This is a genomic window from Micromonospora sp. DT44 (assembly GCF_049841635.1).
Classification (GTDB): Bacteria; Actinomycetota; Actinomycetes; order Mycobacteriales; family Micromonosporaceae; genus Micromonospora.
In genome coordinates this window covers 53,643-68,862 of sequence record NZ_JBNCKS010000009.1, presented here as the reverse complement: position 1 = coordinate 68,862, position 15,220 = coordinate 53,643, and the positions used below count along the sequence as shown (strand labels likewise).

The 15,220-nt window shown below is 69.2% G+C and carries 12 protein-coding genes, 1 tRNA gene and 1 riboswitch; of the genes, 7 read left to right on the top strand and 6 right to left on the bottom strand.

Translation table 11 applies throughout. The annotated features are described in order from the left end of the window. The first annotated feature begins 291 nt into the window (after positions 1 to 291). From ACLQ25_RS07480 to ACLQ25_RS07465, 4 genes are all read left to right on the top strand, one after another. A complete protein-coding gene (locus tag ACLQ25_RS07480; RefSeq protein ID WP_425730159.1) occupies positions 292 to 2,484 on the top strand; it encodes a (Fe-S)-binding protein in 2,193 nt (730 codons plus the stop codon). Between the two features lie 123 nt (positions 2,485 to 2,607). Continuing rightward, positions 2,608 to 3,930 (top strand): hemolysin family protein, encoded by a 1,323-nt coding sequence (locus ACLQ25_RS07475; RefSeq protein ID WP_425730158.1) that lies wholly within the window; start codon positions 2,608 to 2,610, stop codon positions 3,928 to 3,930. Further along, positions 3,923 to 4,924 (top strand): hemolysin family protein, encoded by a 1,002-nt coding sequence (locus ACLQ25_RS07470; RefSeq protein ID WP_425730157.1) that lies wholly within the window; start codon positions 3,923 to 3,925, stop codon positions 4,922 to 4,924. Before ACLQ25_RS07475 ends, ACLQ25_RS07470 begins: the two co-directional genes overlap by 8 nt. Positions 4,925 to 5,091: 167 nt before the next feature. Next, positions 5,092 to 6,105 (top strand): NlpC/P60 family protein, encoded by a 1,014-nt coding sequence (locus ACLQ25_RS07465; protein WP_425730156.1) that lies wholly within the window; start codon positions 5,092 to 5,094, stop codon positions 6,103 to 6,105. Positions 6,106 to 6,163: 58 nt separating this feature from the next. Here the strand turns inward: ACLQ25_RS07465 and ACLQ25_RS07460 are convergent, their stop codons facing one another. Continuing rightward, entirely contained in the window at positions 6,164 to 8,119 is a 1,956-nt protein-coding gene (locus ACLQ25_RS07460; RefSeq protein WP_425730155.1) for an N-acetylmuramoyl-L-alanine amidase, read from the bottom strand. 235 nt (positions 8,120 to 8,354) lie between these two features. Continuing rightward, positions 8,355 to 8,490: riboswitch (cyclic di-AMP (ydaO/yuaA leader) on the top strand. 12 nt (positions 8,491 to 8,502) lie between these two features. Between ACLQ25_RS07460 and ACLQ25_RS07455 the strand changes: the two genes are divergently transcribed. Further along, positions 8,503 to 9,543, top strand: coding sequence for an NlpC/P60 family protein (locus ACLQ25_RS07455; RefSeq protein ID WP_425730154.1), 1,041 nt, complete (start codon positions 8,503 to 8,505; stop codon positions 9,541 to 9,543). Positions 9,544 to 9,604: 61 nt separating this feature from the next. Here the strand turns inward: ACLQ25_RS07455 and dcd are convergent, their stop codons facing one another. Beyond that, positions 9,605 to 10,183 (bottom strand): dCTP deaminase, encoded by a 579-nt coding sequence (dcd, locus tag ACLQ25_RS07450; RefSeq protein WP_266247661.1) that lies wholly within the window; start codon positions 10,181 to 10,183, stop codon positions 9,605 to 9,607. Positions 10,184 to 10,260: 77 nt separating this feature from the next. Here dcd and ACLQ25_RS07445 point away from each other — a divergent pair, with 77 nt between their 5' ends. Then, a complete protein-coding gene (locus ACLQ25_RS07445) occupies positions 10,261 to 10,809 on the top strand; it encodes a pyridoxamine 5'-phosphate oxidase family protein (RefSeq protein ID WP_425730153.1) in 549 nt (182 codons plus the stop codon). 69 nt (positions 10,810 to 10,878) lie between these two features. Here the strand turns inward: ACLQ25_RS07445 and ACLQ25_RS07440 are convergent, their stop codons facing one another. Further along, positions 10,879 to 11,865, bottom strand: a complete 987-nt coding sequence (locus ACLQ25_RS07440; RefSeq protein ID WP_425730152.1) for a zinc metalloprotease — start codon at positions 11,863 to 11,865, stop codon at positions 10,879 to 10,881. Positions 11,866 to 12,068: 203 nt separating this feature from the next. Here ACLQ25_RS07440 and ACLQ25_RS07435 point away from each other — a divergent pair. After that, positions 12,069 to 12,142 (top strand) — tRNA-Gly (locus ACLQ25_RS07435). A 55-nt stretch (positions 12,143 to 12,197) separates the two neighbouring features. Here the strand turns inward: ACLQ25_RS07435 and ACLQ25_RS07430 are convergent. The 3 genes from ACLQ25_RS07430 to ACLQ25_RS07420 all read right to left on the bottom strand — a co-directional run bounded on the left by ACLQ25_RS07430 (position 12,198) and on the right by ACLQ25_RS07420 (position 15,083). Further along, entirely contained in the window at positions 12,198 to 13,022 is an 825-nt protein-coding gene (locus tag ACLQ25_RS07430; RefSeq protein ID WP_425730151.1) for a phosphotransferase family protein, read from the bottom strand. Positions 13,023 to 13,035: 13 nt separating this feature from the next. Then, positions 13,036 to 13,347, bottom strand: a complete 312-nt coding sequence (locus ACLQ25_RS07425) for a hypothetical protein (RefSeq protein WP_425730150.1) — start codon at positions 13,345 to 13,347, stop codon at positions 13,036 to 13,038. Between the two features lie 107 nt (positions 13,348 to 13,454). Then, on the bottom strand, positions 13,455 to 15,083 hold the full coding sequence (locus ACLQ25_RS07420) for a hypothetical protein (RefSeq protein ID WP_425730149.1): 1,629 nt from the start codon (positions 15,081 to 15,083) through the stop codon (positions 13,455 to 13,457). Between the last annotated feature and the right edge of the window lie 137 nt (positions 15,084 to 15,220).

Genomic DNA, 15,220 nt, shown 5'->3' with positions numbered 1-15,220 from the left:
CGCGGGATCCACCACCGGACCGCAGGATCTCCGTCACCCGCCATCCCCCTGCCCGGCACGACCGGGCCGGGCCGGGCACCCTATGGTGTCCGCAGGCGGCGTGGCCTACTGCGAGATGACTCACGTTACTGCTGGGTAACCTTGCGCGTAGGCTGCACTGCATGACCGAGCGGAGCGAGGTCATCGACCGGTCCGGTCGCAGGTGCGGCGGCGGCGCGACGCTGCCCTACGCCTGTCCCGGCCCCGGTTGCTGAACCGCTCGACGAGCAGCAGACCGGGGAGGCCAACTCGATGGGCAGCGTCCAGATCGTCACCACGATCCTCGCGGCTGGCATCACCGCCGTGGCGGTGTGGCTGGCGGTGCGCGCGGTCATGAAGATGACGGCCGTGATCCGGCTGGGGCAACCCGCTCCGGAGCGGTTCGCCGACAAGGGCGCCCGCACCAGGAAGATGCTGGTGGAGACCGCCGGCCACACCCGGATGCTCAAGTGGGGTGTGGTGGGCGCCGCCCACTGGTTCGTGATGGTCGGCTTCATCGTGCTGTCGCTGCTGGTGCTCGAGGCGTACTTCGAGGTGGTCACGCCGACCGGTGGTCTGCCGATCATCGGGCACTGGACCGTCTTCGGGCTGGCCACCGAGATCATCACGGTGCTGGGGCTGGTCGGCATCCTGGTGCTGATGGCGATCCGGCTGCGCAACCGGCCGAACCGGCCCGGCGGCCGCTCCCGCTTCACCGGCTCGACCATGTGGCAGGGTTACTTCGTCGAGTGGGTCGTGCTGCTGGTCCTGGTCTTCGGCCTGGTGATCCGGGGCTTCAAGGTCGCCACCGACCACTTCGAGTACCCGGTCTGGGCGACTCCGGTCAGCCACGCGGTCGGCGCGATCCTCCCGGACTGGTCGGACGGCGCGAGCGTCGCCGCGCTCATCAAGATCGTCATCTCGATGACCTGGCTGATCGTCATCTCGCTGAACGTCACCATGGGCGTCGCCTGGCACCGCTTCCTGGCGTTCCCCAACATCTTCTTCAAGCGCGACCCGGAGAAACCCGCCGGCTCCGGGCTGGGTCCGCTGCGTCCGATGACCAGCCAGGGCAAGCCGCTCGACTTCGAGGAGGCCGACCCGGAGAAGGACCAGTTCGGCGTCTCCCAGGTCGAGCAGTTCACCTGGAAGGGCCTGCTGGACTTCAGCACCTGCACCGAGTGTGGCCGCTGCCAGTCGCAGTGTCCCGCCTGGAACACCGGCAAGCCGCTGTCGCCGAAGCTGCTCGTGCTCAGCCTGCGCGACCACGCGTACGCGAAGGCGCCCTACCTGCTGGCCGGCGGTGGCAAGGACCTCACGGGCGAGGAGAAGGCCACCCAGGCGCAGCTCGCGCACCTGGACGTGTTGTCGCTCGCCGAGGGCGACAAGCCGTTGATCGGCACGGCCGAGGAGGGCGGCGTCATCGACCCGGACGTCCTCTGGTCCTGCACCACCTGCGGCGCCTGCGTCGAGCAGTGCCCGGTGGACATCGAGCACGTGGACCACATCGTCGACATGCGGCGCTACCAGGTGCTCATCGAGTCGAGCTTCCCCTCCGAGGCCGGCGTGATGCTGCGCAACCTGGAGAACAAGGGCAACCCGTGGGGTGCGCCGCAGAACACCCGCGAGGACTGGACCAAGGGCCTCGACTTCGAGGTGCCCCGGGTCGGCGAGGTGGACGACTTCGAGTACCTGTTCTGGGTCGGCTGCGCCGGCGCGTTCGAGGACCGGGCCAAGAAGACCACCCGGGCGGTCGCCACCCTGCTCAACGAGGCCGGCGTGAGCTTCGCGATCCTCGGCGAGGGCGAGACGTGCTCCGGCGACCCGGCTCGCCGGATCGGCAACGAGTTCGTCTTCCAGATGCTCGCCCAGCAGAACGTCGAGACGCTGAACGAGGCGTTCGAGGGCCGCGAGAAGACCAAGCGCAAGATCGTCGCCACCTGCCCGCACTGCTTCAACACGCTCGGCAACGAGTACGGGCAGCTCGGTGGCGAGTTCGAGGTGGTCCACCACACCCAACTGCTGGCCCACCTGGTGTCCACCGGCAAGCTGACCCCGGTGCAGCCGGTCGACGGCGGTGTGACCTACCACGACCCCTGCTACCTGGGCCGGCACAACCGGGTCTTCGCCGCCCCGCGCGAGGTGCTGGGTGACTCGATCCAGGGTGAGCTGACCGAGATGCCGCGTAACAGCGAGCGCTCCTTCTGCTGCGGCGCCGGCGGCGCCCGGATGTGGATGGAGGAGAAGATCGGCAAGCGGATCAACGTGGACCGGGTCGAGGAGGCCATGGCCACCGGAGCGAAGACGGTCGCCGTGGGCTGCCCGTTCTGCTCGACCATGCTCAACGACGGTGTCAACGGCAAGGGCGCCGGCGAGCAGGTCGAGGTCATCGACGTGGCGAGCGTCCTGCTGCGCTCGGTCAAGCCCGAGCAGCCGCGCGGCGAGTCGACGCCGGTCGCCGGCTGAGGCGCCGGTCGCCGGCTGAGGCGTACACCTCCGTTCCGAACATCGGTGGCGGCGGCCCGCAGGGGCCGTCGCCGCCGTGCAAGAATCTCGCCGAGGTGAGGGGACATCGACGGCCTGCTCTTGATGACGCTGCTGCCGCTGGTCGGGTTCGTTGCGCTGACCGCCGGCAACGCGTTCTTCGTCGCGGCCGAGTTCGCCCTGGTCACGGTCGACCGCGCGGAGATCGACCGGCGGGCCGCCGCCGGCGACGAGGCCGCCCGGACGGTACGCACCGCGCTGCGCGAGCTGTCCTTCCAGCTCTCCGGGGCGCAGCTCGGGATCACCATCACTGCCCTGCTCACCGGCTACCTGGCCGAACCGGCGCTGGCCCGGATCTTCACCCCGCTGCTGCGTCCCGTGGCCGGGGAGAGCACCGAGCGCTTCACCCCGTTCCTGGCGCTGGCCCTGGCGACGCTCCTGTCCATGCTCTTCGGTGAGCTGGTGCCCAAGAACGCGGCGCTGGCCCGGCCGATGCCCGCCGCGCTGGCCACCGCCGGGCCGATGCACACCTTCTCCCGGACGTTCGGCTGGTTGATCCGGGGCTTGAACGGTTCGGCGAACCGACTGGTCCGTGCGCTCGGCGTGGAGCCGCAGGAGGAGTTGGCCAGCGCCCGTTCGCCGGAGGAGTTAGGGTTGCTGGCCGCCATCTCGGCCCGCGCGGGCGCGCTGCCGCCGGATACGGCGATGTTGTTGCGTCGCACCATCCGGTTCGGCGACAAGCGGGCGGCCGAGGCCATGACCCCGAGGGTCGACGTGGTCGCGCTACGGGCCACCGCCACCGTGGCGGAGCTGCTGGAGGAGTCCCGGCGGACGGGACGGACCCGCTTCCCCGTGTACGAGGAGACCCTCGACCTCGTCACCGGCGTGGCGGGCGTGCCGGACGCGCTGGGCGTGCCGCTGGCCGCGCGGGCGTCGACGGTGGTGGCAGCGGTGGCCCGCGAGCCGGTGTACGTGCCGGAGAGCCTGGACCTGGACGGCGTGCTGGCGGCGTTGAAGGCGGCCGGGGCCGACCTGGCGATCGTCGTCGACGAGTACGGCGGCACCGATGGCGTGGTGACGATCGAGGACCTCGTCGAGGAGTTGGTGGGCGAGATCGCCGACGAGTTCGACCCGGCCAGCGTGGACGACGTCGATCCGCATCAGCTGACCGTTCCGGGCGGCGAGCGCACGGTGTTGGTCGACGGGGTGCTGCGCTCCGACGAGTTGGTCGAGCAGACGGGCTTCCGGCTGCCCGAGGGGCCGTACGAGACGCTGGCCGGGTTCCTGCTGGCGCGGCTCGGGCACATTCCGCTGCCCGGCGAGACGGTCGACGCCGACGGCTGGGAGTTCACCGTGGTGGAGGTGGAGCGGCACCGGATCGAGCAGGTCCGGGTGCTGCGACCGGCGGAGCCGGACGCCGATGACTGAGCTGCTGGTGGCCGTGCTGCTCCTGCTCGGCAACGGCTTCTTCGTGGGTAGCGAGTTCGCGCTGATCGCGTCCCGTCGGACGGTGATTGAGCCGTTGGCGGCCGGTTCGAAGCGGGCCCGCTGGGCGTTGTCGGCGATGAACCAGATTCCGCTGATGATTGCCGGCGCGCAGCTCGGCATCACGGTCTGTTCGCTGGGCCTCGGCGCGATCGCCGAGCCGGCGTTGGCCCATCTGCTCGAGTCGCCGTTCCACGCCATCGGTCTGCCCGAGCGCGCGGTGCACCCGGTGGCGTTCGTGCTCGCGCTCGGTGTCGTCGTCTTCCTACACACGGTGGTCGGCGAGATGGTGCCCAAGAACATCACGCTGGCTGGTCCGGAGGTCTCCGCGCTCTGGCTGGGCCCGGCCATGCTGGCGTTCTGTGTGGCCACCAAGCCGCTGCTGCTGGCGATGAAGTGGGCGGCCCGCCGGGTGCTGGCGCTGTGGCGGATCGAGGCGACGGAGGCCGTGAAGACGGTGTTCACGGCCGAGGAGTTGGCGGGCCTGGTGTCGCAGGCGCGTACGGAAGGGCTGCTCGACGCCGAGGAGCACGCCCGCATCACCGGCGCTCTGGCCCTGCACACCCGTACGGCGGCGGACGCCCTGCAACCGTGGTCGACGGTGACGACGGTCGCCGAGGACGTCTCACCGGCGTCGCTGGAGGTGTTGGCGACCCGTACCGGCCGGTCCCGGTTTCCGGTGGTGCAGCGGTCCACCCGGCGGGTGCTGGGCTTCGTGCACGTCAAGGACGTGCTCGGGTACGCCGGGCAGGGTCGCCGCGCCCCCGTGCCGGAGGCGGTTTACCGGCCGTTGGCGGTGGTCCCGCCGGACCGTACGCTCGCCGATCTGCTGCTGGCCATGCGCCGGGAACGGCGGCACATGGTGCTGGTCAGTGACGGGCGCCGACCTCTCGGTGTGGTGACCCTCGATGATGTATTGACTGCAATCGTTGGTTAATTGACCAACACCCTTGGTGTGCAAGCGGTTGCACGACAGTGACGGTGACTCGGCTCGCCTTGAATTCGGTCCGGCGCTTCCCTAATGTGGTGCACCGACCGCTGTGGGTCGTCTGCCTCGGCCCTTCCCTCACGCGAGGCGCCCGGCGGTCGGTTGCAAAGGAGTCGGTGCCGGTGGCAACCATGCCCCTTCATCGTCACGCACCAGGGTCGTCCGTTCGACCGCGCGGTCTGCGCAGAGTCGCACGTCGCCTGATCGTGCTGGTCGCCGCCGCTGCGGTCGGTGCCGGCATGATCGCCGTGCCGGCGCAGGCCGAGCCGACGGTCGACGAGATCGAGGCGCAGATCGACAAGAAGTGGGAGGAGTTGGAGCCCACGATCGAGCAGTACAACAAGGTGCGGGCGCAGCTGAAGGTCAACAAGAGCAAGTCTGCCGCGCTGCAGAAGAAGATCGAGCCGCTGGCCCTGCAGAGCGAGCTGGCACTCAACCGGGTCGGCGACCTCGCTTCCCGCTACTACATGTCGGGCCCCTCGCAGGAGATCGGCGCGCTGCTGATCAGCGCCAAGCCGGACACGCTCACCGAGCAGCTCACCCTCCTCGACCGGCTCGCCTCCCAGGAGCGCAAGCAGGTCGAGGGTGTGCTCGCCGTCCGGGCCAAGTACGACGGCGAGAAGCAGAAGCTGGACGCGCTGATCGCCACCCAGACCAAGCAGCAGAACGATCTGGCGGCCAAGAAGAAGCAGATCGACGCCGAGATCAAGAAGCTCGAGGCGTCGATGCCCAAGACCACGGTCAAGACCGCCGGCTGCCCGACCATCAACGGTGTGGTCTCCGTGGCGGCGCAGAAGGCGATCAAGACGGCCTGCCAGCAGGTCGGCGATCCGTACGTCTGGGGCGCCACCGGCCCGAACTCGTTCGACTGCTCGGGGCTGACCCAGTACGCCTACAAGTCGGCCGGGATCTACCTCACCCACCACACGGGTGATCAGTGGAACGAGGGCAAGGCCGTCTCGCGTGCCGACGCCCGTGCGGGTGACCTGGTCTTCTTCTACTCCGGCCTGAGTCACGTCGGGCTGTATCTGGGTAACAACCAGATGGTGCACGCGCCACGCGCCGGCAAACCGGTGATGGTGTCCAGCATCAACACCATGCCGGTCGCCGGGTTCCGCCGACCTGGCTGATCCCCAGCACGCACGACGACGGCCCCCGGTCACCTCGACCGGGGGCCGTCGTCTTTCCTCAGCGGGGTGCGCCCACCGGGGACGGCAGCAACTGCACGTCGGCGAGGTCGACGTACATGATGCGATGGCCGAACTGGATCTGCGCGTACCGGTTCTGGCCCCGGATCACCGTCCAGTCGCCGGGCGAGGAGCCGTCGAACGTGCTGGCCCGGTAGTACTCGCCGGGCAGCACAGCGCCGACGGCGTAGCGCTGGCCGGCGGCGAGGGTGTACTGCAACGGTGAGATCGCCTGGTAGGGCACGCCGGCCGGGTAGGCCGCCTGCTCCGGGTACGCCCGCCCGTAGACGGGGATCGTGGCCCGGCCGGGTTTCGGCGTGACCACCATGCCGACGGTCCAGGCGGCCGTCGGCGCGGACGCCGGGTTGTGGAACCACGCCCGCTGCCCGAGGTACCAGATGGCCGTCCAGTCACCCTGTCGACCGGCCAGGGCGTACGTCTGGCCGGCGGACGCGCGGGCCCTGTGGTCCGACACGTCCATCGTGTTCGGGGTGCCGTCGGGGCGCAGCGCGATGTCGTTGACCAGCGGCGCGTCCGGGGCCGGCGCGGTGCGTAGCACCACCGACGAGGAGCCGCGTGGCGCGCACGGCGTCCCCGGGGTGACGCATCCGGTGAACGCCGGCTGGTTGGTCGCGTAGTCGGGGTCGATCCGGACCAGCCCGGTGGCCGGGGTGCCGGTGTCCAGCCGTGGGGCGTGCAGCAGGTCGAAGTAGTGCGTCCAGTCCCAGTAGGGCCCCGGGTCCCAGTGCATTCCACGGACGGTCGACGCGGTCGTGCCGGGCACGTTGTCGTGGCCGATGATGTGCTGACGGTCCAGCGGGATGCCCAACCGCAGCGCGAGGTGCCGAACGAGCTTCGCGGACGTCCGGTACATCGCCTCCGTGTACCAGGTGCCCTGCGCGGCGAAGCCCTCGTGTTCGAGCCCGATCGACTTGGCGTTGACGTACCAGTTGCCGGCGTGCCAGGCGACGTCCCTGGTCTTGACGTGCTGGGCGATGTGCCCGTCCACCGAGCGCAGCGAGTAGTGCCAGCTCACGTAGGTCGGGTCCTGGACGAGTTGCAGGGTGGTCGCCCAACTCGCCTCGGTGTCGTGGATGACGATGTACTCGATCTTCTGCCGGTCGGGCCGGTCGGACAGGTCGTGGTTGCCGTAGTCGCCGTCGCCGAACGCCGCGTAGGGTGCCGGGATCCACTCGCAGGACACCGTGCTCGGGCACTCCAACCCGTCCGGGCGGGCGAGTCGCCGCAGTCCCAGTCGGTCCAGCCAGGACCGCTCGGGTCGTACCGCCCGGGCCGGCAGCGTGACCCGCTGGCCGTCGTCGGTCACCCGCGTCTCGCCGGCGCCGATCGTGGTGAAGACCTCGTCGGCGAAGGCCGCCGCGGCATCGGCGCTGTCCGCGCCGGCATAGCGGGCCACCGCGCCGTACCAGGTGGCCGGGTCGGTGCCGACTCCGACCGGGGCGCCGACCTCCCGTTGGTACGCGGCCAGCAGCGCCGCCCCACCCCGGAGGTTCGTCGTCGGGTCGGTGCGCAGCGCCTCGGCGGTGGCGCCGGTGAGCGCGGCGGCGGCGTCCACGGTCTGCAGTGCTGCGCTCGGCGGCGCGTTCCCGGTGGCGGGCGCCGGTGCGAGAGCACGACGGGACTCGTCGCCGCGCGGATCCTCGCCCGGGGCGTCGTGATGACCGCTCCGCGGTAGGGCGGCCACCTGCCGGGCGTCGGTCAGGTGCATCGGGCCGTAGCCGCCGCTGGTGCTCGGCGTGCCGGCGTTGCTGTCCCAGCGGGACTCCAGGTAGGAGACGCCGAGCAGTACGTCGATGGGTACGCCGTACTCGGTCGCCGCGGCGGCGTACTGCTGCTGGCGGTCGGCGGCGGGGGCCGCGGTGGCCGGGCCGGCGGGCAGCGGTACGGCCGCCGTGGCGGTGACGAGCGCGACGGCGAGCAGGGTCGGACGTTTCATCGAACTCCCTACATGTCAACTGGTGTCGGTGCCGTCACCTTCGTCCTGCCCGGGAGTCCGCGTCAATACCTTTCCATGTTTCGAAACGTACGGAAGGAAATCTTCACATCCGCCCGATGGCCCGCTGCAATCGGTACGGAGTGTCACGGCCGCACGGGTTGCGGATCGGTAACGGCCGTCTCTACTCTGGTCTTTCGTCGGCCCGGTAGCAGGTCTGCCCACCCCGGGCGGTAACGGACCGACACCGCCGAGTCGCTCGCGAGCGAGCCGGGGACCCAGGTTCCTCGGGGTGAATCCGCAGTTCCTGCGGTAGGGCGCCCACTTCCCGCCCGAACCCGTCAGCTAACCCGGTAGGCGGTCAGGAAGAAGGAGTACGGAACCCGGTGGCCCTCCAAGCCCCGCGGCCGTCGTTCGGACGGTCGGCTCCGGCCGACCCGACGTCGACCGTGCCGCGTCCACGCTGGTCCCGCTTCACCACCGCACTCGCCGCCCTGGTCGGCGTCGCCGTCGTCCTGACGGGCAGCGCCACGGTGGCCCACGCCGACCCGTCCGTCGCCGAGATCGAACGCCAGATCGACGAGGACTGGAACAAGCTCGAACCGATCATCGAGCGGCACAACGCCACCCAGTCCGACCTGGCCCTCAAGCGCAAGCAGGCCGACGCGCTCGCCGCCCGCATCGGGCCGCTGGAGCGCCAGGTCGACGCCGCGATGAACAAGGTCAGCGCGCTGGCCGTGCGCGCGTACATGGGTGAGAACCTGTCGACCGTCAACACGATGCTCGGCAGCCGGTCGCCCAGCGAGATGGTCGGTCAGCTCGAAATGCTCGACCGCTTCGCCCACAACCAGCAGGAGGACGTCCGCCAGGTCGCCGACCTGCGCAACGAGCTGGCCCGGCAGAAGGCGCCGCTGGACGAGATGGTGGTCCAGCTGACCCGCACCGAGGCCCAGTTGGCGGCGAAGAAGAAGCAGATCAACGAGGAGATCGACCGGCTACAGAAGCTGCGCCTCAAGGTGTACGGCAGCGGCGGCGGCGGTTCGCTGCGCCCCGCGCCCTGCCCGGCCAGCTACCCGGGTGGCGGTGCCGGCATCGCGGTCAAGTTCGCCTGCGCGCAGATCGGCAAGCCGTACGTGTGGGGCGCCGAGGGTCCGGAGTCGTACGACTGCTCCGGGCTGATGCTGGCCGCCTGGGCGAAGGCCGGTGTGTCGCTGCCGCACAACGCCGCCGCGCAGAGCCGGGTCACCAAGAACGTCAGCAAGGGCGACCTGCGCCCCGGTGACCTGGTCTTCTACTACAGCGACATCCACCACGTCGGCATGTACGTCGGCAACGGCTGGGTGGTGCACGCCTCCCAAGCCGGTGTGCCCGTCAAGATGAAGAAGGTCGACGACGGGCCCGTCCACAGCTACGGTCGCCCCGGCTGACCGACGCGGGACGCAGTCAGGGCCCGTCGCGATCCGCTCGCGGCGGGCCCTGCGTCGTCTCCTAACGCGTCGGCCAGGCGCGCCAGTTCTGCCAGGAACGACTCGGCGTCGGCCCCCGCTGACCCTGGTAACGCGACCCGTAGACCACCGAGCCGTACGGGTGCTCGGCGGGCGACGAGAGCCGGAAGATGCAGAGTTGACCGATCTTCATGCCCGGCCAGAGGGTGATCGGTAGGTTCGCCACGTTGGACAGCTCCAGCGTGACGTGCCCGGAGAAGCCCGGGTCGATGAACCCGGCGGTGGAGTGCGTGAGCAGGCCGAGGCGGCCCAGCGAGCTCTTCCCCTCCAGTCGGCCGGCGAGCTGGTCGCCGAGCGAGATCACCTCCAGAGTCGAGGCGAGCACGAACTCTCCCGGGTGCAGCACGAACGGCTCGCCGTCGGGCACCTCGACCACCGAGGTCAGGTCGTCCTGCTGCATGGCCGGATCGATGTGGGTGTAGAGATGGTTGTTGAAGACCCGGAACAGCCGGTCGAGTCGTACGTCGATGCTGGAGGGTTGGACCAGGGTGGGCTCGAACGGCTCCAGGCCCAGCGTGCCGGCCTTGATCTCGGAGACCAGGTCACGGTCGGAGAGCAGCATCGGACCACCATAGCGAGGTGGGCGGTGACCAGCGTGTCGAGGTCGCTCCTCGTACATTTGTTCGATAGAATGCCCGCATGGCTTCCTGGTCCGATTTCGCCGCCGACGAGCCCCGCCTCGCCGACGGCATCCGCGTTCTCCTGCAGCAGTACGGGCCGGGCTTCGGCTATCTGGCCACGGTCCGTGCCGACGGTGGGCCCCGGGTCCATCCGGTCTCCCCGGTCATCACCGACGAGGGTCTGTTCTGCTTCATCATCGACTCGCCGAAGCGCCGGGACCTCGAACGGGACGGCCGATACGCACTGCACTCGTTCCCTCCGGAGGAGAGCGACGACGAGGCGTACGTGGCGGGTCACGCCTGGCCGGTCACCGACCCGGTCCGGGTGGCCCGGCTGGCGCAGAGCGCCCGGGCCGAGCCGCGGGCCGACTGGCGGCTGTTCGAGTTCACCGTCGACGTGGCGATGCTGACCCGTCGCGACCAGCACGGCCTGGGCATCGCCGTGGGGCGTCCGGCCGTGCAGGTCTGGCTCGATCCGCAGACCCCGCCCGCGGCGGCCGCGGCTTCCCCCGTACCGCAGACGCGCCCGACCCGTCGCAGCCGCGACGTCCAGTGCACGGCCGCCTGACCACGGCCATCGAAAAACGCCGGTGCCGGCTCCGTCGTGACGGAGCCGGCACCTGGTGTACGCGAGGAGTTAGGCCGCGCGGTACGCGTTCCACGCGGTCAGCATGCGGCTCGCCTGACCAGCGGTGAACTGGTACATGCACGAGTCGTAGGTGTAGTCCATGAAGTTGGTGATCGGGTCCAGGCCGGTCGCCGAGCAGGTGTTCCGACCGGTCGGGCACTCGTACGCGGGCGACGCCTCGGCCGGGGTGTCGCTGACCCCGTCACCCGAGCCGCCGCAACCACCCTGGAAGGTGTGGTAGAGGTTCAGCCAGTGGCCCACCTCGTGGGTGCCGGTGTCGCCTTGGTTGTAGTTGGTGGCGGTGCCACCCGGCAGCGACTCGCTCAGCGCGACCACGCCATCCATGCTGTTGAGCCTGCGCTGTGGGAAGGTCGCCCAGCCCAACAGGTCGTCGCTCAACTCACCGAGGTAGATGTTGAGCGTGTTCTTGCCGCCGACCCGCAGCGACGACTTCATCGACCGCTCCGCCGACGAGCCGTCGACGATCGGGTACCACGACGGGTTCGTCACCCGGTTGATTTTGTCGAGGCGGAAGGCGAAGGCGGTGGCCGCGCCGCCGGTCCCGCCCGCGTAGGCCTGGTTGAGCACGCTGATCTGCGAAGTGATCATCGAGTCGGGGATGTTGCCGCCGGCCCGGGTGCTGTCCTCCTGGATCACGTGCACCACCACCGGGATGGTGACCGTGGCTGCCAGCGTCGTGGCGCCGGCGCCGGCCCGGTAGTTGGCCCGCTCGCGCAGCGCCGCCGCGAGGTCGGCGTCCCGCTCACGGACCTGCTTGGCGGTCAGCTCGTTGGGCTCGTGCAGAGCTCCCGCGCCGGGCTTCGCCCGGGCGTTGGCGTGGCTGTCGGCCGGCTCCGCGCAGGCGCCGCCAGGTGCGGCGGAGAAGGCCGAAGCGGCCGGAACGACGCCCACCGCAGCGGTGCTGAGCAGCAGCGCGAGAGTTGTCGACGCGACACCGGCGACACGCCGGGTCAGCAGGTTGGGACGGAGTCCCATGGGCCCACCTCTTTCTGGCGGCGCGGCAGGGGGTGTGTCACGCCGTGGCTGGGAACGTGTGGCAGACGTTACAACTCATCGACGCATTTGAGAACGACCATATGTTGCCGTCTGGAAACTTCTTCGGAGGTGAGCGGGGGCGGTCGGCGTGTGGGGGTGGCTGGGTGCATGGCTGCGACGACTCGGGTACAGTGGTGCCGCCCGCGGGTGTAGTTCAATGGCAGAACATCAGCTTCCCAAGCTGACAGTGCGGGTTCGATTCCCGTCACCCGCTCCACGATCGAGGCCCTGGCCAGGACGACAGTCCAGCCAGGGCCTTCGACGTTCCATGATCAAGGCTGGGTTGTCGTGCAGCCGTTTGGCATAAGTTGCAACTTGCTGGCCTGGGAGCTCCGGTGCTTCGCCCACTCGCCGGTCCACGCCGCGAGGTCGTGCACCCATCCATCTGGCCTCTGCTCGGCCTTGACGTTCCACTTCGCGGCGTTCATCGCGGCGAAGGCGTCGAGCGCATCGCCGCCGACCGCGGTCCAGGCGGGAAACTGCGCCAGCCACTCCTCGGCCTGCGCCGGGCTGTGACCACTACCTATCAGCCACTGCACGAGTAGAGCCAGCTCAACCCATGCAGCTGCCTCGGTCGTCCACGCCCAGTCAACGACGCGTATCCCTGCCGGAGTGAGGATGAGGTTGGTCGGGTTGATGTCGGAGTGAACGAGCGTACGGCCCTGCATATCGGGTAGCGCGAATCCGAGTCGCCCGGCCGGGGTGAACCAGGTCCCGCGCGGGGCCGGCGTGCCCTGGAGTGCTTTCAGGGTCACCCGGAGCAGGTCCAGATCTGGACTTCCGGGAGACAGGTCGGGGTGAGGGCCGTCAAGCAACTCGGCCCCCACCACCAACCAGCCATCACGCTCGAAGTGCCACAGGACGGCCGGCGGGAACCAGTCGACCGCCCTGGTTGCGGTCAGCTCGTAGCGCAGCGTTTGGACACTCAGCCCGGTCGAGGCGGCCTTGACGAAGACCGTGCGGGACGTGCCGACGACGGTCGACGCTATCTCGGCGTGGTTGCCGGTCGGAGCCGGGCTTACGTCGATGATTCCGCCGACGCGCTCGGCAATCTCCTTCACGACTGCCCCGGGCAGGGCGGCCCATTCGCGGCGCATGGCTACCCCTTGGTCACTTGCCGCCGGGCTGCGGCGGGTTGGGCGGGCAGCAGGATTCGGCCTCGCCGTACCAGAATTCCATGTCGACGCGGTAACCGGTCCGGTGCAGCGCCGCGAGCGTGAAGGTCACGGCGGTCCCGTCCATCATCCCCTCGGTCAGGATGGGGATGTGGTGCACGAAGCCTCCGGCGACCTGCTCGCACGCGGCGTCATACGGCACGGTGTGCTGCAACACCGAGTGCCACACCGCGTCGACCGGGAGTGTCGGCACGACGCGACCGATCGACCCGTCCGGCAGGGGCATTCCGAAGTCCTCGTTCGTCACGTTGTCAGCGTGCGCCTTTCGTTTGCTGCGACCGCGATTCCCGTCACCCCGCTTCAGCACGAAGGCCCCAGCCAAGGAGAGTTCCTTGGCTGGGGCCTCGTTCGTGCTCAGCCCTCAGTGATGGTGAGTACCACCGGCCCACCCGGCAGGGTGTGGCTGTCCGAGCGGTCCGGCATGTTCCATGCGCTGCTCTCCCGTGCGGCATCGCTCAACGTGAAGCCCACCGTGTACTCGCCCGGTGCCAGGCCCTGCCAGGGCAGGTACAGCCAGCTCGTCACGGTGCCGTCGACGGCCTCGCTCGTGCCACCGAACGACTGCGACACCACGTTGCCGTCGGCGTCGTACAGGTATACGCCGATGCTGTTGATCGGTGCTACCTGCACCTGCGTCGCGATGGTGAGCTTGGGGGAGCTCTGGCCCACCTCACTCGCGGGCAGCGACGACGGATCCAGGCTGGCGCCCAGGACCACCGGCGGGTTGGTGCTCGGGACGCGGGTGATCTTGAGGCCCGGATCGGGTGCGCCGAACGCCTTGCCGTACAGCGCGACCTTGCCGGCGCCGTCGACGATCGAGATGCCCTCGACCTCGCATTCTTCGGTCTGCCGGTAGACCATCACCGGCACGGCGATCCGGCCGTCCGACTTGACGGTTGGGGCACCCCACTGGGTGCAGCCACCGAAACCGATATCGACGTTGACCGCCGAAATGCCCTTGGTCGCGCCGGTGACCGACATGGTGAGTTCCGTCATCACCTCACTGCGCCAGTTATTGACCGGGTTCGGGCTGATCGCGAAACCGCTCGCCTGGACCGTCGAGTTGAACGTCGTGGTGATCGACGGGGCGGTCGGATTCTTGTAGGTGGTGATGCCGCCCGCGTTGTTGTGCAGAATCAGCGCGGCCAACCGCCAGTTGCCCGGATCCGCGGTCGCCGGCAGGGTGACCCCGATCGAGCACGACATGTAGGTGCCGTCCCGGTCACCGCCGTAGACGCTGCCGCAGCGGACGCCGGTGCTGTACTGATCGCGTTCCCAGGTGAACGGTGTGGTGACTCCCGCTCCGCCCGGCCCGGCGAGCCGGATGGTGCCCTTCCAGAAACCGGACTCGTTGTCCTGCGCCGTGAAGTCGTACATGACGGTGGCCGGGCCGTTCCCGACGTAGAAGTAGGGCTTACGCGACTGCCCGCCCAGGCCGATCGACTCGATCGAGGGGCCGGACGTGTCGATGAGCGTTCGAGCGGTGAACCGGTAGCCGAACGACTGCAACGCAGCGGCGGAGATGTTCGCGGTGCGGTCACCAGCACTGATGGTGACCTTGGTGACCTCCCAGGTTGCGGTGGTCGCGTCGGAGTACCTGCGCACCGGCAGCTGGTACGAGTAGGTGGACTCCTGCGGAGTGCCGGACTCGTAGGTGGCGTCGGTGCAACAGGTCTCCTCGAACCCGTAATGCGCGGTCCACTCGTGGCCGACCAACGCGCCGGTCACCGAGCTGCGCATGCGCATCGTCACGATGCCGTGGATGTAGGTCGCGTCCGGGTCCGTGTTGGTCACGGTCCAGGTGAGCTTGTTGGCGGCGTACTGCTCAGTCACGTCGACGACGGGCTGTTCGAAGGTGAGGGCGGTCAGTGCCAGTCGTGGCACCGCGGCGTGAGCCGCGGTGCCACCGAGCACGGTCGCGGATATCGCGACAGCAAACGTCAACGCGCCGTGGACCAATCGGCGCGCGAAGGTGACAGACATGAGGATTTCTTATCAGCAGGCGTTGATTCAGGCTGCCCCAAAACCGACTGCTAACCAAGTGGTCAGCCATGATGAGGTCCGTAGCACTGAGTAAAGGCGCAGATCTTGGACATTTCTCGTTAGCGCCGAACGAGAAA